This is a genomic window from Sulfuricurvum sp. (assembly GCF_049277495.1).
Taxonomy (GTDB): Bacteria; Campylobacterota; Campylobacteria; order Campylobacterales; family Sulfurimonadaceae; genus Sulfuricurvum.
Map to the genome: position 1 here is coordinate 1 of NZ_JBASYM010000024.1, position 21195 is coordinate 21195.

A 21195-nucleotide genomic window follows, 5' to 3' on the forward strand; every position below is an offset into this window, starting at 1 on the left:
TCGTAAGGATGTGTCATCACCTCTTGCAGTTCATGTATCAATGCATAGTCTCCGTTTTCGGCCTGCTGATAGGCAGGGACGAGGAACCACTCTCTCAATGTATATTTCGGATTGACCCGTTTCATTTGCTCTGAGAGTTTTGCGCGTTCTTCAGGAGTAGTGGCATTGATGCGCGATCTCCATTTTTCCAGCCACTCTGTCCACCGTTGGAGAAGCTGTTCAGTGAGCAACGTCTCATCATAGAAGCTTTTTTGAAGCGGGCTGATCTCCTCAGGTATGGACGAGAGCTCACGGAAGAAGATCGTATAATCGACGTGCGTTTGTACCATCAGCATAAAGAGCTCTCTAAAGAGCGGTTCATCGAAGGTGTTCAGACCCAGTTTTGCTGCCCACATCTTTTCCATTTTTTCATCCATTACTTTATCAAAGCCCTGTCGGATGGCATCAAGCTGAGCCGCAACATCGGGGTTGGACGCGACCAGCGCTCTGAGTGCCGAATAAAACATATGGAAATTGCGCTCCGCCGCCTGAGGCTGATTTAAAAACGAGAAATGGACTCCGCCACCCGTCCACGGCTGATATTTGGGATCGAACAGATCGATAAATCCAAACGGGCCGTAATCGAGGGTAAAGCCGCCTACAGCAGTATTATCGCTGTTAAAATTACCCTGACAGTAGCCTACGCGGATCCAGTTGGCCACCAGTGAGGTAAGGCGGTTGCGGAAGTGAATAGCAAGCAAGAGTACTTTTTCTTCCAGTGATAAATGAGGCTCGATGACGTCGCTGTATTCGCGCTCAATAGCGTGCAGTACGATCTGCTCCAGCTCTTCGAGGGCTTTAGGGTGTTCCTGTTTGCGGGCGCGGCGGCCGAATAGCTCGATCTGACCCACCCGAAGAAACGAAGGAGCCACCCGTGTAGTGATCGCGATATCTTCTTCGATCATCACTTCGGGATCTCGGGAGTAGGAGCCCTGATTAAACCAAGGGCGTTTTACGGTCTCGGATTTCGAGGTGTAGAGCGTCAAAGAACGTGAAGTCGGTACGCCCAGTGCGTGCATATGTTCTTGTGCCAAAAACTCTCTTACACTCGAACGCAGTACCGCACGGCCGTCAGCTCCGCGGCAGTAAGGGGTTCTTCCGCCCCCTTTTAGCTGCATTTCCCAGCGCTGGCCGTTGATAGTGGCCTCGAGGATGGAGATGGCACGCCCGTCTCCATAGCCGTTTCCCGTTTGGAAGGGACACTGCTGGTAGTATTCGGTGCCGTAGATGGAGAGGGCATAGCCCGTCGCCCAGCCATGGGTGCGTAAAGGTTTTGGCAGTTGCGAAGCATCGCCTGAAAACATCCGTATGAAATCCTCAGAGGTCGCCAAGGTATTATCAAAGCCCAGCTCTTTAAAAAAAGTCTGACTGTGGGCTATGTAGTGGGGGTCTTTGATAGGGGTAGGATTCACGGGGACATAGTGCCCGGAGAAGACTTGCCGCGGAGCGTGGTCGACACCATCACGCGTCGCCTCAGGATCCGGGGTAAGGGTATCTGTGAGCGAATAATCTGCCAAGGCTGCCAGATCGCTCAGGGTTTTTACAGGTGCGGAAGTGTCATTCATGGCGTTCACCTCAATCAAATTTTTTCTGCCATATCCGACAGATATGGCTAGCTTTAGGGGGTTGTAGGGACATTTGTCCCTGCCGCTTTTCGGGCTTTGCTCGAAAAGTGTGTAATCTCAGTCAATTGAGAGGAATTATATATAGGGAAAGTCAAACAAGAGACAGCAAACGAATCTAATTATTTTGTACAAGATTAGGGGCTCAGGTGAATCAGATGATCCAATGCCGAACCGGAATCCTCATCCTGATCCGATAGCGTATCAGCGGAAAGACGACCAAAAAGGCCCCGATGGTCATATAGACCGGCAGCAGCAGACTCTCCAGCGTATAGTGTTCGATCCCGAAAACGGCGATGAATGATCCCAGAAAAAAGCAGATCCATGCCAGCGGGGTCTCCTCATCGGGAGCCGTTATCACAAAGCGCAGTGTCGGTAAGAGGGCGCAAAAATCTGCAGCTATGGCTATGAGCGTGGGCAAGACTCCCGAACTCTCTCTGTAGATGAGCCAAATGACAATGGCCGAGAGCCCCACAAGCAGAGAGAACGTTTCAAGTTTGTCGGGTTTGATATACTCGCCCTTAATGAGAGTCAATACAAAGATCAGTGTCGGATTGATCCAAAAAATGACGGTGAGCATCTTGGTGACATGATCGGCACTCTGGGGGGTGATCAGCCAAAAGGCAAAACCGATCACACTCCAAATAAACCAGGAAATGCGGTTGGGTTTGACGGTTCCGCGGAAGATACTGATCGCATAGGGGAGAATGGAGATAGCGAGAATGAACTGGGCTGCCAAACCCAAATAGTAGGGTTCTATCATTTTATAAGAGTCCCGGTGAATTTTCCGGTTCCGGTTGCATATGCTCTATTGCGTCATAAGATGAATGATTGATAGCCATGTACGGATCCTTTGAGGCGTATTATATAAGAAAAAGGGGTTTAAGTCGGGACTCTGCCTTTTATCTTCAGTAAATGATTGATCGAACCATAAATCTTCTCACAATGTTTATTTTTCTAGTTGCACTAATTGTCTTGGTAGTAAATGTGAATGATGCATGGACAAAAACAGAGCCATGGGAGCAGAAATGGATTGCAAATAAAAATGTGGAACAAGAATATGATTCAGAGAAATTGATCCTTGCAATAAAAAGTGCGAATGAACAGCACGAATATTCTGATGCTTATACATTAGAAGAGACTTTAAATAATATGTATAAACCATCTGGTGAGGTTTTAATCAGGTTTAATACTGTTATCGGGAATGGGCCTTGTTCCGCATGCAAGACTTTATTCCGATATAATAAAAAAAAATGGTCAGGCTTTCAACGTCTGCCTCGATAAATAATTGTTTTAGCGCTTGATCCATTTTGAAACGTAGTACAACCTGACATGCTGAAAGCTATAAGATCGTTGGCCAATTGCGGCCATTAGACTCGTATCGGAGCTCGAAAGACTATGTACAAAGAAAATATGAATGTCCCAACGAATGAAGCTCAGTGGCTAAAGAAAGTAACGGCCGCACAATACCTCAAACATTTTTTTGCGGCACTCGTACTGGTTAGCTTGGCCGCTGCCTTGAGGGTGTGGCCGCTGCAGGCGTTAGAGTCGGAGCTTGCATGGGTGACATTTTATCCTGCGGTGATTGCCGTTGCTCTTTATGCGGGATTTTACGCCGGGTTTCTGGCAATTGTACTTGCCTCTCTTTCGGTCATATTTCTGTGGCCGTTATTTGCTGTGCACCCTTTTATTGATAATCGTTTTGACCTTTTGGAAATGGCCATTTTTGCCTTCACCTCCGGTTTTATCGTCTACCTTGTCGAAGTCGTTCGGCATATGCGCAAGAAACTCAAGCAGGCCGAATCGGTATCGAAGATCTGTACCGAGCGCGAGCAATTCATCAGAACCATCGTTGACAACGTACCCAATATGATCGGCTATTGGGACAGGGACTTGCGTTGCCGTTATGCTAACAATGCCTACCGTGAGTGGTTCGGGAAGTCGCCCGAGGAGATTGTCGGCATCACGTTCCTGGATCTGGCGGGTGAGAAGCTGTTTGCTCTGAACCAACCCCATATTCAGCGAGTTCTGGCCGGTGAACCGCAGCGTTTTGAGCGGGCTCTGAACAAAGCCAGTGGAAGCGTAGGGCATATCATCGGGCACTATATTCCCCATTTTGATGCCGATGGTACGGTCAAAGGATTTGCGATTCAGTCCAGTGAAGTGACTATGCTCAAGGAAACCGAGGCGAAACTCGAACTGGCCGCATGCGTCTTTGAGAATACGCTTGATGGTGTTCTGATCACCGATGCCAATGGGATTATTCTGTCAGTTAACCCGGCTTTCATCGAGATAACCGGCTATACGGCTGAGGAGGCTATCGGACATAACCCCCGCATTCTTAAATCCAACCAGCATGATCGGGCATTTTATGCCTCCATGTGGACGCAGATAACAATGAAGGGGCGGTGGAACGGCGAGATATGGAACCGACGTAAAGACGGAGATCTTTACCTGCAGCAGATGACCATCAGCATGGTTCGCGACGCGGACGGTGAGCTTATGCGCTATGTCTCGGTATTCAACGACGTTACCACTCTTTGGCGTAAAGATGAACACATAAAACACTTGGCTTTTCACGATGCCCTGACCGACTTGCCGAATCGTACCTTGCTGATGGATCGGATAAACCAAAGACTTATCAATTCCAATCGTGAACAGTGCAATTTGGCGCTGATGTTCATCGACCTTGACGGATTCAAGCTCGTCAACGACCAGTTTGGACACAACGTCGGGGACGATCTGTTAAAGGAAGTAGCGAAAAGGCTCCTGCTACTGGTGCGGGAGTCTGATACCGTGGCCCGCGTAGGCGGCGACGAGTTTATAGTTGTCCTCAACAATCCGAAAGAAAAAGACGAAATTGCGTATATTGCCAACCGTGTTGTCAGCTCGATAAATGAGCCTATGGAGATTCTCGGTGAAGTGCTCCATGTAGGAGCATCTGTTGGCATCGCCTTGTTCCCCGCCGATGCAAGTACATCCGTTGATCTAATCAAGAATGCCGATACGGCAATGTATTCCGCCAAAGAATCGGGTAGGAATAAGATTAGTTTTTTCTCACATAAATAATTTTACAAAGAACTTCAGTGACGCCCCCGTTATTTCTCTTTCCTTTTGCCCTTAGCTCAAGGAAACATCGCTTCATGAGCGGTACCCTTTTTTTGTCGAAGAGTGCTTCATCATTTTCCTTGCAAATTCCCTCACATCATAGTACAATCTTTAAAAATATTTCATTTTGTTAAATTCTGATGTTTATATATTAAGTACAAAAGGAATTCCATGGAAAAATATATTAAGTACCTTAAAGTCTCATACCAAATAGAAATGGTGTTGGGAATTCTTTTAGCAGGTTTCATGTCATTTTTTTTAGGAGTGATGGCTACCGATGCACCAAGTGCAACATATTTTCATTTCGCCTTAGGCGCCCTCTTTGGATTCATCATCGTAGCCATTCCAACCATGCTAATGCCTTTTCTTGCAATTAAAGAGCTAAATAATTATGTAGCGAAGAGGAAACTCTTATTCAACATTATTAATGCTGTCGTCGTATTGGCATTTGTTTTTTTCCCACTGGCTCTTTGGCAGTTTTATATGCTATATAAGATCAAAAATGATTGAATTCATAACAAACCAAAGGTGAGCAATCAAAAACTTGTAGATAGTTTTTTAATTGTTCATTTTAAACGTTAGGTAAAAGGAAAAATGATGGAAATATTCACAAGGTTTAATCGAAAACACATTCAAGATCGTCAGGTTGATACATTGATCGGCTTGAGCAAGGGACTGATTGCAGATGAGAAAGTAAATCAAAAAGAAGCTGAATTTCTATTATCTTGGCTAGTACAAAATCGTTACACTACAGAGAATCCGATAATTCTCAACCTTCTAGAAAAGGTAGATTCCATGCTTAAGGATGGAATATTAGACACAGAGGAATCTACTGAACTATTAGGAATTCTCAAAGCAATTTCTGGTGAAAAGTCAGAAATCGGGGAACTTTCAAAAACCAGTACATTGCCAATAAATGACCCTATGCCGCCAATAACTTTCGAAAGGACTTCGTTTCTATTTACGGGGACATGTGCTTTTGGCACACGGAAACAATGTCAAGATGTGATAGAGTCATTGGGTGGCATTAACGCCAATGGGGTAACTAAAACCTTGAATTATCTCATATTGGGAACATACGTTACTGATAGCTGGGCGCATGAAAATTTTGGTCGAAAAATTGAAAAAGCAATAGAATACCGCGATAATGGTATTCCACTCGTAATAATTACGGAAGAACATTGGGCAAATGAAGCTCAATTATAAGTAAAAGGCAGAAAAAGGGATAAGCCACTTCAAAGTAGCCCAAAATCACACCCCATAAATGAATCTCCACTTCCAAAATACTTTATATGAAGTTTGACACAATCGGTCTTTATAATATCGAAGAACACTTATTGCAAAAGCTTTTAAAAGGTTAACTTGGTAACATCAGTTTATAAACGATAAAATCCAAGTATTAATAAATTAAATATCTTCATAATAGGAGGAATATATGTTTTCCGCATTAATTACCCCTTTTATACATGCTATCAATTTGAGAAAAAATCTAAAACTGGCCGAGCAGGGTGATCCCGATGTTCAAAACAAACTGGGGATTATGTACCATAACGGCACTTACGTTGACCAGGATGATGAACAAGCGCTCTATTGGTATCGTCAGGCGGCGGAGCAGGGATATGCTCCGGCACAGACGAATCTGGGAGAGATGTACGAATACGGCTATGGCGTTCCCAAAGATGACGGTGAGGCTGTTTTCTGGTATCACAAAGCTGCCGAGAAAGGGGATGCAACTGCCCAGAACTCTCTTGCCTGGATGTATGAAAAAGGCAAAGGGGTTGCGCAGGACGATGCGGAAGCCGTACGGTGGTATCGCCGCTCGGCTGAGCAGGAGAATGTTGACGCCCAATATAATCTGGGTGTCATGTATGATGCCGGCAAAGGGGTAGCACAAGATTCTAAAAAAGCATTGTACTGGTATCAGAAAGCTGCCGAACAAGAGTATGCACCGGCGCAGATGAGCATGGGGCTGATGTATGCGGAAGGCAACGGGGTTCCCAAAGACAATGACGAAGCCATACAATGGTACGAGAAAGCAGCGGATCATGGATATGCGCTCGCCCAAACGTTGCTGGGCGATTTGTATGAGGCGAAAAAGAATCCGATTCAAGCTATCGAATGGTATGTGAAAGCGGCAAAACAAGGGGAACCTACCGCGCAAATGAATCTCGGGCTGATGTACGGTCTGGGGCAAAATCTTACGAAAAACTCTACCCTTTCGTACGCTTTGTTAGATATGTCGATGAAGGGCGGAAACGAGGCGGCCAAAGAGATCCGAGATACTGTCGCCAAAGATATGAACTCCTTTCAAAGCTATGAAAGTATGCTGTTAGTTCAGGAACCTGAAAAATTATGGAAATTGGTTGATAAGAGTATTAAATTATAGGGAAGATTTTTTACTATTTAGTATTGTAATTTTTGTATTTTGCAGTAGAATATATGAAAATATATCATTTTGTGTTATAGTAAAAAGATATTTATAGAAAAAAGGGGTCATAATGAAACGTTTTATCCTATCAGCGGTAATTGCCGCTGCCACTTTTAGTGTCCCGGCACTTGCTGCCGACGTTGGTGTTTCGGTTAGTATCGGCCAGCCCGGCTTTTATGGCCAGATTGACATCGGCGACTTCCCACAGCCAAGAGTGCTCTACAGCCAGCCGATAATCGTTGAACGTGGGATATCGATGAACCGCCAGCCAGTCTATCTGCGCGTCCCGCCGGGACACGCCAAAAATTGGAAGAAGCACTGTCACGAATACCGCGCCTGCGGCGAGCGTGTCATGTTTGTGAATGATAGTTGGTACGAACACGAGTATGCTCCGCGTTATCGAGAAAAACACCGTGACAAAGGTCGGGGTAATGATCATGGGAACAAAGGTCACGGCAATCAGCATTAAAGAGACTAAACATAGACGGGAAAATAATTACTGCAAAAATATGCCGCGAAAACACACATAGAGCTCAGCCGATGGCAGTAGTGCCGAATCGGCTGATAGCGTTCTGTTTGAGCGGCGCTTTTCTTTTCGTTCTTTTCTTTACTAAAAAGAAAAGGACATCATGTTCTTATTTATAAACTTTTGCGTAAAATCACACAAACACTTTACATTGCCGATTAAAAGACGAGAAGTTTAATGACCCAAACCGAATACCAAAACGCCGTAGAACGGCTTAAAAAACTCTCCTATCACTATTATGTTCTCGACGATCCGATCACGACCGATGAGGAATATGATATTCTTTACCACAAAGTCGTGGCGTATGAGCATGAATATCCCGAAAATATTATCTCCGATTCTCCGACACAGCGGGTAGGGGACGTTCCGCAGGACAAGTTTGAGAAAGCACAGCATTTGAGCCGGATGTGGAGTTTAGAGGATCTTTTCAGCCGGGAAGAGCTGGAGACCTGGGTCAACCGTATCACCAAAAATTACGGCAATGTACGGTTTTACTGCGAACCGAAATTTGACGGAGCGAGTCTGAATCTGATCTACGATAACGGATCTTTGGTTCAGGCGATCACGCGCGGTGACGGAGTCGAAGGTGAAGACGTCACTCAAAATGCCAAAACGATTCAGAGTATCCCGCTGAGTATAGAGTATACCGGGCGGATCGAGATTCGGGGCGAAGTGGTGATTTTCAAAGAGGATTTTGAGAAAATCAATGAAGAGCGCCTCCGAAACGGCGAGTCGCTTTTTGCCAATCCCCGCAACGCGGCGGCGGGGAGCCTCCGCCAGCTCGATACTCGTATCACCGCTTCGCGCCGGTTGGTATTTATGCCCTACGGGATAGGTTTCAACACCTTGGAGATCAAAAATCTGAGCGATCGGATGGAATGGGTCTATGCACTGGGATTTCGTAATCCCCACATGACCCATTTATGCGAGAGTGCAGAGCAAATCGAGACATTTTACCATGAGATGCGGGTGGAGCGGGACAATTTCGCGATGCTCCTTGATGGGATGGTGATCAAAGTCGATGCGATCGCGGTGCAGGATGAGCTGGGGTATACGGTTAAAAATCCCCGCTGGGCATCGGCCTACAAATTTCCCGCGATTGAGAAACTGACGACCTTGCGGGAGATAATCCTCCAAGTCGGCCGAAGCGGTGTCGTTACCCCGGTCGCTATTGTCGAGCCGGTCGATATCGAAGGAGTGACGGTAGAACGCTCAACACTCCATAATTTTGATGAGATCGAGCGCAAAGACATCCGTGTCGGAGACAAGGTTATTATCCTCCGCAGCGGCGATGTCATCCCGAAAATCATCAAAGTGATCGCAAGCGAGCGAGACGGAAGCGAGCAGGTCGTCCATCGTCCACACAACTGTCCGGTCTGCGGAAGCGAGCTTTTGGATGAGGGGGCGCTGATCAAGTGCCAAAACCTCTCCTGCGAAGCGCGCGTGGTCAATTCCATTATCTATTTTGCCTCAAAACAGTGTCTGAATATCGACGGATTGGGGGATAAGATCGTCGAAGCGCTGCATCAGTCGGGGATGGTCCGCGAAGTGAGCGATCTTTTCAGCCTCACGATGGAGCAGCTTTTGTCTCTGGAAGGGTTCAAAGAGAAAAAGAGCCGGAATCTCATCGATGCGATTGATGCCGCAAAAGGGTGCGATTGCTGGCGTTTTATTAATGCTCTCGGGATTGAACATATCGGCGAGGTCGCTTCTAAGAGTCTGTGTCTGGCCTTCGGAACGGCCTTTGATAAAGCGTCGCGTGAAGAGATTCTGGCATTGGAAGGATTCGGCGGGGAGATGGTCGAATCGCTGCTCGAATTTGTCCGTGTCAATGGGGAGAAGATTGAACGTCTTCGCTCGATCCTCAATCCTTCCGCCCCCGTAAAAATCGAAGCGGCGGAGAACCCGTTTAAAGGTAAAAGCGTCGTGATTACCGGATCGATGAGTGTGCCTCGGGATACGATCAAAGTTTTGCTTGAAGGGCTCGGGGCAAAAGTCGCCTCATCTGTTTCGAAAAAGACCGATTTTGTCATTTACGGCGAAGATGCGGGGAGCAAGTATGATAAAGCACTCGAGCTGGGGGTAACGCTTCTTACCGAAAGCGAATTTCGGAATTTAACGTCGTTTCCCGATAGCGCTTCGGCGGCGGAGAGCATCCGTATAAAACCGAAAAATTCCCTTTTTGATTAAGTAGGCGAGATACCCTTTGACTTTGATCCCTCCGGGGAGAAGTCCTGCTCCGTATTCCCCCCCCAAAGCGATCATCACCCCCTGGTTTTTAAAACGAAACGGGCGTTTGGATTTTCCCTTGAGGGAGCGGAGAATATTGAGGGCCGCATGTTCGCCTCCACGTTCGGCGAGCTGCGCCGTCGGAGGGATGAATTTGCCGTTTTCATCGGTTGCCTGCGTGATATCGCCGATGGCATAGATATTCTCATGAGAAGGGATGTTAAGCGTTTCGGTGACGATCAAATGCCCTTTGGCATTCGTTTCAAAACCGAGGTACTGGGTAAGTGACGAAGCGGCGATCCCTCCGGTAAAGATCATAAACTCAAAATCAAGTGTTTTGCCGTTGTCGAGGAGAATTTCTTTGGAACGCACTTCGCTGATGCGGTTATTGTGCCACACGTGGACACCCAGTTTGATAAGCCTTTCATAGGCGCTGTGGATGAGAAAGGGGTCCATTCCAAAAAGGATACTTTCATACGCATCGATAAGATAAACATCGATCCCGCGGCACCCGAAATTTCCGTTTTGGTAAAAACGGTTGGCATATGCCGCCATCTCTGCGGCTATTTCCACGCCGGAAAGCCCCGCTCCCCCGATGACGATATTGAAAGGCTCCACTTCGCAGCCGTGAGTCTGCGCTTCGATCCGGTTGAGGAGTGCGCGCTCAAACTGCTGCTTGAAATCCAAAGCGGCAGGGATGTTTTTGACTCCGTGGGCATGTTCTCGCAGTCCGGTGATAAAATCGGGGAAATAGGTTCGGCTTCCGGTCGCGATGATGAGGTAATCGTAGGCAATCGTTTTGCTTTGCGTTGAAAGGATCGAGGATGAGGTGTCGATAGATGTGACTTCATCGCACACGAATTCTACCCGTTCAAAACTCTTGCACAGGGATGGGAGGTCGATCATGATATGGGACATATCGACTTTGTTGGCGATGAAGTCATAGACTTCCGCCTGCATATAGTGGTAAGGATTTTTGTCGATCACGGTGATGGTAACCTGAGTACTTGCGGCTAAACGCTCCACTGCACGTATTCCGCCGTATCCTCCGCCGATGATAGCGACATGAACTGATTGCATAACGATTCCTTACCCTAAAAACTTCGCGCAATGGTATCCTAAACAAAGTTATGTCACCATAACGAATTATAAAATGATGGACCAATATGAGACTTGATAGTTATTTAGTAGAAATGGGGCTTGTCGAGAGCCGTAACAAAGCACAGCAGTTGATTAAAGATTTTGCGGTGAGCGTGGATGGCAAAATTATTGATAAAGTTTCATTCGATATCGCCGAGGGGATGAATGTCGAGGTTGCCGATACGGAGATTTACGTGAGCCGTGCCGCGATCAAACTTAAAGGATTCATCCCGTATACGGAATGGAACCTGAGCGGATTAAATGCCTTGGATATCGGTTCAAGTACCGGAGGATTTACCCAAGTGCTTTTGGGAAGCGGTGTTTCGGCAGTTACCTGTGTCGATGTCGGTACCGAACAGCTGCACCCGAGTCTGCGGAGCGATTCCCGTGTCCGTGTCCATGAAAATACCGATATACGGACGTTTACGAGTGAAAAGCCATTTGATCTCGTGACGTGTGATGTGGCCTTTATACCGTTGGAACTGATCCTTGAATCCATTGACCGACTCGCTTCAAACTACATTATCCTCCTTTTCAAACCCCAATTCCAAGTGGGCCGTGAAGTGAAACGGGATAAAAACGGTGTGGTGAAAGACGATAAAGCGATCGGTAAAGCGATGATTCGTTTGGAAGATGCCTGCGCGCTGATGGGATGGACACTGGTAGCGAAAGAGACAGCCCATATCAGCGGAAAAGAGGGAAATCAGGAGACCTGTTATGGCTTTGTCAAAGGTTGATTCCATTGCCATCGGCGGATTTGACGGGATGCACATCGGGCATCAGCGGCTATTTGACGAGCTGGGAGAGAACGGAGCTATTGTCGTTATTGAGACGGGATATGCCAATCTGACCCCCGGACGCGAACGGGAACATTACACGCACTATCCGATCTATTATTACTCGCTGGAAGATATTCGGCATTTGGAGGGGGAAGCATTTCTCGCCTTGCTTCAAAAACAGTTTCCGAAATTAGCAAAAATCGTCGTCGGATATGATTTTCATTTCGGGAAAAACCGCCGTTATTCCCATGCCAATCTGCACGAACTCTTTAGCGGGGAAATCCGGGTGATTGAACAGGTGTGCATCGACAATGATTCAGTCCATTCGCACAAAATCCGTACCAAAATCCAAATCGGCGATCTGAGCGGAGCAAACCGCTTTCTGGGCCATAACTACACGATTAAAGGATCGGTCGTCAAAGGCCAAGGGATCGGCAAGACCGATCTTGTTCCGACGATCAATCTTGAATGCAGCGGATATCTGCTCCCCTACGAGGGAGTATACGCGGCATTGACCCGTCTGGATGATGAGGAACATTTTCATCCGAGCGTCGTTTTTGTAGGACACCGCATCACAACCGATGGAAGTTATGCGGTTGAGAGCCATATTTTAGGGGAAAACATCGACTCATGCACCAAGGCTTCGGTGAGTTTTGTCAAGTTTTTACGAAAAAATCAAAAATTTGAGACGCTGGAATCGTTGAAAACGGCGATTAATGAGGATATCAAGAACGCGAAAAGAGAGTTGATCCATCTCAGTTTATAGAGACGAAAAATAGCATCTAAGATTTTTTTAATTCAATAATGTTATCATTTAATATAATTGAAATTCAGGAGTCGAAAATGAAAACACGTGGATTATTGATAGCAGGTCTTGCATCGTTGCTGATGTCAAGTTTCTGTAGCGCGAAAGTTTTAGAAACCCCTAGTATGATTTATAAAAACCGTTGTGCCAACTGCCATGGGCTGAAAGCGAACGGAGTACCGAAACTCAAAGAACAGCCGGGGACTTCGGTGGAAGAAGCCGCTTCCCACGGTATGGCATCGCAAGAAAAAGGGAATATTTACGGTCCTCCTCTCAACAGAATGAGCGAAGAGGAGCTTGTTGCTAAATTAAAAGATTTAAGAAACAAAGATTTTGACAGCAAATCGGCTCACTCTGTAATGCAGAAGAACTTAAAAAAAGTCGAAGAGCGTGAAGGTAAAATTACCGACGAAAAAATGGCGGAGTACATTGTCACGACGTTCGGGCCTAAATAACTATTCTTCTCTCCTCTGCCCCCTCTGGGGGTAACTGCGGATTCTGCCTCTTTTTGATTTTAAGTGGATGAATAGACTTTCTGTCATATTTTTACGCAGCATCCGCAATAAATCTCTCTGAAATCGCGTCAAAAAATGATTAATGATCATATAATAAGCGAAAAGAGGGGATTGCTTCATCTGGGTTTATTGGAATTTAATCTCATTAACGGTAAAATCCCGCTAATTTTTATATGCAAAGGAACGCTACTTATGGGTGAGTTGTTTACCTTCTTCGGCCTTATCAGCCACGAACATAGCTTTATTTTCCTCACGCACATGCTGCTCACTGCAGCTATTGTCCTTGTGATTGCGAAAATGGCGACATCAAATCTACGATTGGTTCCAAGCGGAACACAAAACGTTATGGAAGCTTATCTTAGCGGCGTACTCGCAATGGGTGCTGACGTTATGGGCAAAGCAGAAGCACGCCGTTATCTTCCATTGGTTGCAACCATCGGTCTTTTCGTCGGTATTGCCAACGTTATCGGAGTTCTTCCGGGTTTTGAAGCGCCGAGTGCGTTTTTGGATTTCACCTTGGCGCTTGCTTTGGTTGTTTTCGTTTATTACAACTTTGAAGGTATCCGCCGCAACGGTTTGATCAGCTATTTCAAACACTTCATGGGTCCTGTATGGTGGTTGGCATGGTTGATGTTTCCGATCGAGATCGTTTCACACATCTCCCGTGTTATCTCTTTGAGCTTCCGATTATTCGGTAACGTCAAAGGGGATGATATGTTCTTGATGGTATTGTTGATGCTGGCTCCATGGATTCTTCCTATCGTTCCTTTCGCACTCCTTACGTTCATGGCATTTTTGCAAGCATTCATTTTCATGATGCTTACCTACGTTTACCTCGGTGGCGCAGTTCTTCTTCACGACGACCACTAAGAACCGACGATGAAGCGAAGTACGTTCGACGCACTTTTGGGCTTCCTCAACGGTGTATCCTGGGCTTTCGTTATTGTCGGAGCCTGGGTCACTTTTCAATCCGTTATTTTCCTCGGTATGGTTCCCGCATTGATGTTCACTTTTGTTTTCATTTTCTTAGCACTTTTTTTGATTTTGGTACTCGAAAGTATTTCTAAGTCGCGGGATCGTCACGAAATGATGATCCACCAAACCGCACTTCTCGAAGAGATTCGGGAACGTCTCAAGGAACCTTCAGAGGACGCGTGAAAAGCTATTTAATTACCGATCCCGCATATTACGGCAGTGAAGCTGAGACGCTTACTGCAACGCTTCAAACTGTTTTTACCCGAGTTATTCCCGACTTTGCCCTTTTTCGTGATAAAAAAACGCTTAGCTACCAATCTCTCGCATCCTCTTTTATCGATATTTGCCGAAAAAACGGAGTAGAAAAGATTTTACTGCACGGGGATCCGTTAATGGCTTATCGACTGGGAGCTGACGGAGTTCATCTTACCTTTCACCAGCATGGTATGATCCATGAGGCAAAAAAACTGGGATTGTATGTCATAACCAGTACCCATACCCATCTTGAAGCGTTGATGGCGCAGGATGAAGGCTCAGATGCGATCACCTACAGCCCGATTTTTACTTCGCCGAATAAGGGAGAACCCAAGGGTTTAGAGGATTTAAAAGAAATTGTGGATAAAATAGAGATACCTATTTTTGCGTTGGGCGGAATTGTCTCCCAAGAGCAAATAAATGCGGTTGAAGCATGCGGAGCATTCGGTTTCGCTTCAATACGTTATTTTACCCGCTGAAGCACTAAAGCTTGCCTCTGGAGAGGCAGAATTTAATTATTATAAGGAATTTTTCGTATGTTTGAAACCATTATCGGTTTGGAAGTTCACGTCCAGCTCAACACCCAGTCTAAACTTTTTTGCTCATGCCCAACGAGTTTTAACCATGAACAAAACACCAATACGTGTCCTACTTGTTTAGCCTTGCCGGGCGCATTGCCGGTTTTGAACAAAGAAGCGCTCCGAAAAGCGGGAATGTTCGGTACGGCAGTGGGAGCAACAATCAACCGGACGTCGTTTTTTGACCGTAAAAGCTATTTTTATCCGGACAGTCCGAGTGCCTATCAAATCACGCAGCTTTATACTCCGATCGTGGAACACGGAAAACTGATTGTTGATTTCGAAGACGGTACGAATAAAACCATCCGTATCAACCGTGCCCATATCGAAGCGGATGCGGGAAAAAATATCCATGAAGGTCCTATTTCCAAGGTCGATTTGAACCGTGCGGGGACACCGCTTTTGGAAATCGTCTCCGAACCGGATATGCGTTCAGCCGAAGATGCGATTTTGTATCTTAAAAAACTCCACTCGATCGTCCGTTATCTCGATATCAGCGATGCGAACATGCAAGAGGGTTCATTCCGTGTCGATGTCAACGTCTCGATCCGTCCAAAAGGGGATGAAAAACTCTATACCCGTGTCGAAATCAAGAACATCAACAGCTTCCGTTTTATCCAACGTGCGATCGAGCTCGAAGTGGCCCGTCAAAAAGAGGCATGGGAAGACGGTGTCTATGAAGATGAGATCGTTCAAGAAACCCGTCTTTTCGATCAGGCGAAACAAGAGACCCGTTCGATGCGTGGGAAAGAGGGGGCGGCGGATTACCGTTATTTCCCTGAGCCTGATTTGCTAAAAGTGATCGTTGATGATGCGATGTACAGTGAGATCCTTGATATCCCTGAACTGCCGGATGCCAAAAAAGAGCGTTTCGTAAGTGCGTTCGGTCTGCGGGAATATGATGCAGTCGTGATTACGGCCGATTTAGAGAATGCCCATTATTTTGAATCGATGCTTGAGTGCGGTATTACGGCGAAGAATGCCGTCTCATGGCTCACGGTAGAGTTGCAAGGACGTCTCAAAGGGGGCATTAGCGCGCATGAATCTCCCGTCTGTGCCAAAACCCTTGGAACGCTTGTTAAACGTATCGAAGAGAACGTCATCAGCGGTAAAGCGGCAAAAGATATCCTCGATTATCTTCTCGAACATAACGGCGGAGATGTGGATGAAGTGATCGAGAAACTCGGACTCAAACAAGTGAGTGACACCGGTGCTCTTGAAGCTCTTATTGATGAGATTTTAGCGGCGAATACCGATAAAGTCGCCGAATATAAATCGGGTAAAGACAAACTTTTCGGTTTCTTCGTCGGGCAGGCAATGAAAGCTTCCAAAGGTTCAGCAAACCCGAATACGCTGAATGAAATCCTCCAAACCAAATTAGCGCAGTAAGGGTTAATGTGGTAGGGCAATGGATTGTAGGACTCGCTTTTTTCCTTCATACATCGCCTCGTTATCGCCATTATAAAAAGTTCTTTTATAATCTTCTTGAAAACTCTGCCTATCCGTATAAAAAATATTTTGACTATTTTATGATGTCGCTGATCGTTATCAGTGTCTATATCCTTATCCGTCATGTAAAACATGAGATGAGTGAAGGGTGGCTTTTTTTTAACAGTTATGTCATTTCGCTGATTTTTTTTATGGAGTATATGCTTCGTATGTGGATCTACAGCGATCTTTCAAAAATCGTTATTGATCAGTATGAGCATGATCTTTTTTTACAGCGTTCATTCAGCTTTAGAAAAGCTTTGCATAAGAGTGTGGTCAATAAAGCCGGATATGTTTTTTCACTTTCCGCAATTATCGATTTATTGGCGATCATGCCATTTTTCCATGAGCTCAGAATGCTGCGCATCTTTATTTTATTCCGGGTCTTTAAACTCTTTCGCTATACGAAAAGCCTGACCCAGTTTGTTTCGATTTTATCCTCTAAAAAATTTGAAATTTTTACTCTCGGCCTTTTTGCTACCGTCATTATCGTGGTTTCCTCGGTTCTTATCTATATCATGGAAGCCAATAATCCCGAATCTCGTATCAATACCCTTTTTGATGCCGTTTATTGGTCGGTAGTGACGATCTTCACGGTCGGATACGGTGATTTCGTTCCGGTAACGGATGAGGGCAGAACGGTTGCGATGGTGATCATCTTCGCGGGTATCGCAGTTATCTCGTTTGCAACATCGATTGTCGTTTCGGCATTTACGGAAAAGCTTGATGAGATTAAAGAAGAGAAACTGATCGATGACGTTTCAAAGCTGGACCGTTTTTATATTATTTGCGGATACTCGTCACTTTCGCATGAAGTTGCACAGCGATTTTTAAAAAGCGGTAAAAAAGTCATTATTCTGGAAAAAGAGAATACGAAAGTGCTGGAAGCTCAAAAATACGGCTTCAAGGCGTTGGCGATGGATTCCTCATCCCTCTCTACCTACCAAACGCTAAAAGTAAATTTTGAGCAGCAGGTCGAATCGGTATTGTTGTTTCAAGAGAGCGACGTCTTGAATGTTTATACGGCATTGACGGTTCGGGAACTTTCGGCAAGCATCAAAATCTTATCGGTTCTTAATCAGGTCGAGAACCGGCGCAAACTTTTATTGGCAGGGATCAGTGAGATCGTTTATACTCAGGAATTGATCGGTTTGATGAGTAAACAAGTAAGCGGAAAACCTATCGCGTTTGATGTGATCAATGAATTGCGTGCTGAAAAAAGCGGAGTCTATATTGAAGAGATCGTGCTGGATAAATATACCTGTGACCGTTTTTTTGATATTGCCCATCTCCCGCTGTTTCAAAATCGCCTCATTGTTTTTGGAGTCTATAAGACATTTAAAAAAGTATTTTTTTTCAATCCGCGTTCGAATCTTGTCATCGATTCGGGAGACGTCGCTATCGTTATCGGAACACGTGCCCTTATCAATGAATTCAAAGCGATGATCTATAAAAAAGGGAACCGATGAAATACGACAGCGCGATAGTCTTCGGTTTTAATGAATATGCAAAGCAAATCATTCATCAAATATCGGGTGAATATCCTTCATTCTGTGTTTTTGTCATGGATGATGAAGAGCTTTCGGCTGTCCGAGCCGCAGGATATGAGGGAGAATTATTCGATCTGGGAGAGAACTGGCAGTCGATTCAAAAGCGGTTCGATTTAAATTCCCTGATTGTTTTTTGCGCTTTGGAAAATGATGCGGAGAATGTTTTTCTAACGATTTCGCTTCGGTCGGTTTTTTGGGACTTGCAGATTATTGCCTTGGCCGGTGAACATGAGAGCGCACGAAAGCTCAAAAGTGCCGGAGCCAATAAAGTCATGCCGATCTTGCAGATCACTGCCGGTGTTATCGCCGAAATGTTAGAGAAACCGATTGTCAATGAAGTGATACATGATATTTTATATGAAAACACGGCGCTCAAAATCGTACAGATCAGTGTTCCCCACAATTCGGTGATTGTCGGAAAACATCTTTATGACATCGACTGGGTGAATGAATATGATGTTATCGTACTGGCCATTGTCGATCATGAACTTTCGGCAACGTTTAGTTTTACCTCCAAAGGGCATAACCATCATATCGATCCGGAAGACATCCTCGTGATTGTCGGATATGAGGATAAAATCAATGCTCTCTCTAAAGCAATCGGGGTGACGGTATGAAAGTAGGGGTAATCGGAGCAGGAAAATGGGGTGAAGCTCTCAGCTTTGCTTTGAGTGAAAAAAATGAGGTGATCATTACTTCCCGAACACCGCGGGATTGGCCTAATTTTAAACCTCTTTCCGAAGTGCTGGCGTGCGAGTATCTTATTATCACGGTCCCTGCGCAGCAGATCGGACAATGGCTGCAAGAGAACTTTACATTTTCCGGACAAAAGATTCTGGTTGCGGCGAAGGGGATCGAAGCCTCCAGCGGCCGATTTCTAAACGAAATCTACATGCAGTATGTACCGGAGGCTAATCTGGCCTTTTTATCGGGGCCATCGTTCGCATCGGAAGTAATACGGTCTCTGCCGACGGCACTGGTCATTAATTCGGCTTCAACCTCTACCGCACAGGAATTTGCGGCGCTGTTTCCAAAATTTATCCGCACGTACATCAGTGAAGATGTGATCGGCGCGGAGATTACGGGAGCGTATAAAAACGTTATTGCCATTGCGGCGGGAATTTGCGAGGGGCTTGCTCTGGGACATAACGCCGCAGCGAGCCTGATTGCCCGAGGATTGGTGGAAATGGAACGTTTCGGGCGTGCTTACGGAGCGCAAACAGAGAGCTTTTTGGGACTCAGCGGCGCAGGCGATCTGTTTTTAACGGCGAGTTCCCCTTTGTCGCGTAACTTTCGGGTCGGACTCGGATTGGCAAAAGGGTTGAGCAAAGAGGCGGTATGTGAAGAGATCGGTGAAGTAAGCGAAGGGATCGGGACAGCTTATGCTTTGCATGAGATCGCTGTCGCACGGGGTGTTTATTTGCCGATCGCCGCAGAAGTATATGCCATCTTAGAGGGGAAATCACCGCAGCAGAGTCTGCGTGATTTGATTGAACGCTAAAGGATGAATATCTCGGAACAATCGAAGAAACTGACCATTGCCATTGTTATGGCACTGATGGTTTTCGGTATCGCTTTTGTATTTCTGAATGGGGTTCAAGCGGCATTGCTGGGAACCATCGTCTTGCTTGTGGCATTATGGAGCAATGAAGCGCTTCCGATGGCCGTGGTGTCGCTTTTGCCGATTATTCTTTTCCCCGCTTTTGGGATAATCGATACCAAAACAACGGCACTCAATTATGCCAATCCGATCGTTTACCTCTTTTTTGGCGGATTTTTACTGGCGATTGCGGTAGAGAAGAGCGGTTTGCACCGATGGATGGCACACCATTTACTTAATCTCTTTCCGAAAAGTGCCAAAGGGGTGGTTTTCGCTTTGGCATTTACCTCGGCAATGTTAAGCTCGCTCCTTTCCAATACGACCACGACATTGCTGTTGATATCGATGGGGCTGTTTTTGTCGAGTGTTCCGAAAATCCAAATGCGCTATCTTCTCGCCATCGCCTACGGGGCAAGTATCGGGGGGATTATAACCCCCGTCGGGACGGCCCCAAATCTTATTTTACTCGGTATCTTGGGGGAACATTCGCTTCCGGTCGTCCCTTTTGTACAGTGGGTTGTGATGGTCGCGCCGTTGGCATTTGTAATGCTGGGAATGATGGGATGGGTGCTCGGGCTTGGGTTGGCGAATGAGCCGAGCCATGCCAGTGAATCGCATCCTCCGTTGACACCGCCTCAGCGAAAGGTCTTGGCTCTTCTTGGGGTACTGATGGCGGTATTGTTGATCAATGCTCCGATCCGTCCTTATTGGAATGGATTGGGGTTGGCAGAAGAGGGGGTAATGCTTACCTTCGGATTACTCCTCTTTTTACCGCAGTTGAATTTGCTCGACTGGACGGAAGACAAAGGTAAAATCCCGTTTCGGATTATGTTTTTGTTCGGTGCGGGATTCGCGATTGCCAAGGCATTCTCGGATACGGGATTGGCTGATACTACGGCGCAGAGTCTGGGAATGCTCGGAACCTTGGCCCCGTGGATGATTATATTGGCGATTGCGGCATTGATTACGTTTACGACGGAAATTACGTCAAATACGGCACTGATTTCGGTTATGCTGCCGGTCATTTATTCCTTTTCGATCCAAAATCAGTTTGATCCCATCTTGTTTATGATGGTGGCAACGATCAGTTCAAGCTATGCGTTTATGCTGCCGATAGCGACGCCTCCGAATGCGATCGTGATGTCCAGCGGTGTGATCAAAATCAAAGAGATGGCACAGTATGGAATAGTTCTGAATATCATCGGAATTATTTTGATTGTAGTATTCGCCAATTTTTATTGGAAAAATTTTATTTAAAAGGTTGACTATGTTAGTTCATATCGTGATGTTTGCATTTAAAGAAGAAAATAAAGAGGCCAATATGGCACGGGTCAAAGGGCTTCTCGAAGCACTTCCTTCGAAAATAGAGACCCTGAAAAGTATGGAAGTGGGGATCGATATCAGCCGAAGCGAGCGTTCGTTTGATTTGGTCCTTGTTTCGATGTTTGAAGACGAAGATGCGTTGAGCGTCTATGCGACACATCCGGCACATCTGGATGTCGTGAACGTGATAAAAGAGGTAACGACTCTCTCTAAAGTCGTTGATTACATACAATAA

The 21195-nt window shown here is 45.9% G+C and carries 22 protein-coding genes; 19 read left to right on the plus strand and 3 right to left on the minus strand.

Features of this window, described 5'->3' with window-relative positions:
• Positions 1-1604, minus strand: a 1604-nt coding sequence (locus WAO38_RS05150) for a protein adenylyltransferase SelO (protein WP_422234983.1), incomplete at its 3' end; no start/stop codon positions are given.
• 211 nt (positions 1605-1815) lie between these two features.
• Complete coding sequence (locus tag WAO38_RS05155) at positions 1816-2424, minus strand: hypothetical protein (protein ID WP_422234985.1); 609 nt, start codon at positions 2422-2424, stop codon at positions 1816-1818.
• Between the two features lie 152 nt (positions 2425-2576).
• On the opposite strand from WAO38_RS05155, the gene WAO38_RS05160 reads away from it, so the two are divergent.
• The 7 genes from WAO38_RS05160 to ligA all read left to right on the plus strand — a co-directional run bounded on the left by WAO38_RS05160 (position 2577) and on the right by ligA (position 9913).
• Positions 2577-2945, plus strand: coding sequence for a hypothetical protein (locus WAO38_RS05160; RefSeq protein ID WP_422234986.1), 369 nt, complete (start codon positions 2577-2579; stop codon positions 2943-2945).
• A 129-nt stretch (positions 2946-3074) separates the two neighbouring features.
• The gene (locus WAO38_RS05165) at positions 3075-4730 is read left to right on the plus strand and encodes a diguanylate cyclase domain-containing protein (RefSeq protein WP_422234988.1); all 1656 of its coding nucleotides are present in this window, start codon (positions 3075-3077) and stop codon (positions 4728-4730) included.
• Positions 4731-4940: 210 nt separating this feature from the next.
• Complete coding sequence (locus WAO38_RS05170; RefSeq protein WP_422234990.1) at positions 4941-5279, plus strand: hypothetical protein; 339 nt, start codon at positions 4941-4943, stop codon at positions 5277-5279.
• An 87-nt stretch (positions 5280-5366) separates the two neighbouring features.
• Complete coding sequence (locus WAO38_RS05175; protein ID WP_422234992.1) at positions 5367-5975, plus strand: BRCT domain-containing protein; 609 nt, start codon at positions 5367-5369, stop codon at positions 5973-5975.
• A 229-nt stretch (positions 5976-6204) separates the two neighbouring features.
• Entirely contained in the window at positions 6205-7155 is a 951-nt protein-coding gene (locus tag WAO38_RS05180) for a tetratricopeptide repeat protein (RefSeq protein WP_422234994.1), read from the plus strand.
• A gap of 112 nt (positions 7156-7267) precedes the next feature.
• Entirely contained in the window at positions 7268-7666 is a 399-nt protein-coding gene (locus WAO38_RS05185) for a hypothetical protein (protein ID WP_422234996.1), read from the plus strand.
• A gap of 234 nt (positions 7667-7900) precedes the next feature.
• Positions 7901-9913, plus strand: a complete 2013-nt coding sequence (ligA, locus tag WAO38_RS05190; protein ID WP_422234998.1) for an NAD-dependent DNA ligase LigA — start codon at positions 7901-7903, stop codon at positions 9911-9913.
• Here the strand turns inward: ligA and WAO38_RS05195 are convergent.
• Positions 9839-11032 (minus strand): NAD(P)/FAD-dependent oxidoreductase, encoded by a 1194-nt coding sequence (locus WAO38_RS05195; RefSeq protein ID WP_422235000.1) that lies wholly within the window; start codon positions 11030-11032, stop codon positions 9839-9841. The genes ligA and WAO38_RS05195 overlap by 75 nt on opposite strands.
• Positions 11033-11118: 86 nt before the next feature.
• Between WAO38_RS05195 and tlyA the strand changes: the two genes are divergently transcribed.
• From tlyA to WAO38_RS05255, 12 genes are all read left to right on the plus strand, one after another.
• A complete protein-coding gene (tlyA, locus tag WAO38_RS05200) occupies positions 11119-11829 on the plus strand; it encodes a 23S rRNA (cytidine-2'-O)-methyltransferase TlyA (RefSeq protein ID WP_422235002.1) in 711 nt (236 codons plus the stop codon).
• Positions 11810-12637, plus strand: a complete 828-nt coding sequence (locus tag WAO38_RS05205) for a bifunctional riboflavin kinase/FAD synthetase (protein ID WP_422235004.1) — start codon at positions 11810-11812, stop codon at positions 12635-12637. Before tlyA ends, WAO38_RS05205 begins: the two co-directional genes overlap by 20 nt.
• A 77-nt stretch (positions 12638-12714) precedes the next feature.
• Complete coding sequence (locus WAO38_RS05210) at positions 12715-13131, plus strand: c-type cytochrome (RefSeq protein WP_422235006.1); 417 nt, start codon at positions 12715-12717, stop codon at positions 13129-13131.
• A gap of 252 nt (positions 13132-13383) precedes the next feature.
• Complete coding sequence (locus WAO38_RS05215; protein ID WP_422235008.1) at positions 13384-14061, plus strand: F0F1 ATP synthase subunit A; 678 nt, start codon at positions 13384-13386, stop codon at positions 14059-14061.
• A gap of 9 nt (positions 14062-14070) precedes the next feature.
• Positions 14071-14349: a hypothetical protein gene (locus tag WAO38_RS05220; RefSeq protein ID WP_422235010.1), complete on the plus strand. Its 279-nt coding sequence runs from the start codon at positions 14071-14073 to the stop codon at positions 14347-14349.
• The gene (locus WAO38_RS05225; protein ID WP_422235011.1) at positions 14346-14900 is read left to right on the plus strand and encodes a thiamine phosphate synthase; all 555 of its coding nucleotides are present in this window, start codon (positions 14346-14348) and stop codon (positions 14898-14900) included. Before WAO38_RS05220 ends, WAO38_RS05225 begins: the two co-directional genes overlap by 4 nt.
• Positions 14901-14957: 57 nt before the next feature.
• Positions 14958-16388 carry an Asp-tRNA(Asn)/Glu-tRNA(Gln) amidotransferase subunit GatB gene (gene gatB / locus WAO38_RS05230; protein ID WP_422235013.1) on the plus strand — a complete coding sequence of 477 codons (1431 nt, stop codon included), beginning with the start codon at positions 14958-14960 and terminating at the stop codon, positions 16386-16388.
• Between the two features lie 8 nt (positions 16389-16396).
• Positions 16397-17956: an ion transporter gene (locus WAO38_RS05235; protein ID WP_422235015.1), complete on the plus strand. Its 1560-nt coding sequence runs from the start codon at positions 16397-16399 to the stop codon at positions 17954-17956.
• Positions 17953-18654, plus strand: a complete 702-nt coding sequence (locus tag WAO38_RS05240) for an NAD-binding protein (RefSeq protein WP_422235017.1) — start codon at positions 17953-17955, stop codon at positions 18652-18654. The genes WAO38_RS05235 and WAO38_RS05240 overlap by 4 nt, the downstream gene beginning before the upstream one ends.
• The gene (locus WAO38_RS05245; protein WP_422235019.1) at positions 18651-19538 is read left to right on the plus strand and encodes an NAD(P)H-dependent glycerol-3-phosphate dehydrogenase; all 888 of its coding nucleotides are present in this window, start codon (positions 18651-18653) and stop codon (positions 19536-19538) included. The genes WAO38_RS05240 and WAO38_RS05245 overlap by 4 nt, the downstream gene beginning before the upstream one ends.
• Before the next feature lie 3 nt (positions 19539-19541).
• Positions 19542-20894, plus strand: a complete 1353-nt coding sequence (locus WAO38_RS05250) for an SLC13 family permease (RefSeq protein WP_422235021.1) — start codon at positions 19542-19544, stop codon at positions 20892-20894.
• A 10-nt stretch (positions 20895-20904) separates the two neighbouring features.
• Positions 20905-21195: a Dabb family protein gene (locus WAO38_RS05255; protein WP_422235023.1), complete on the plus strand. Its 291-nt coding sequence runs from the start codon at positions 20905-20907 to the stop codon at positions 21193-21195.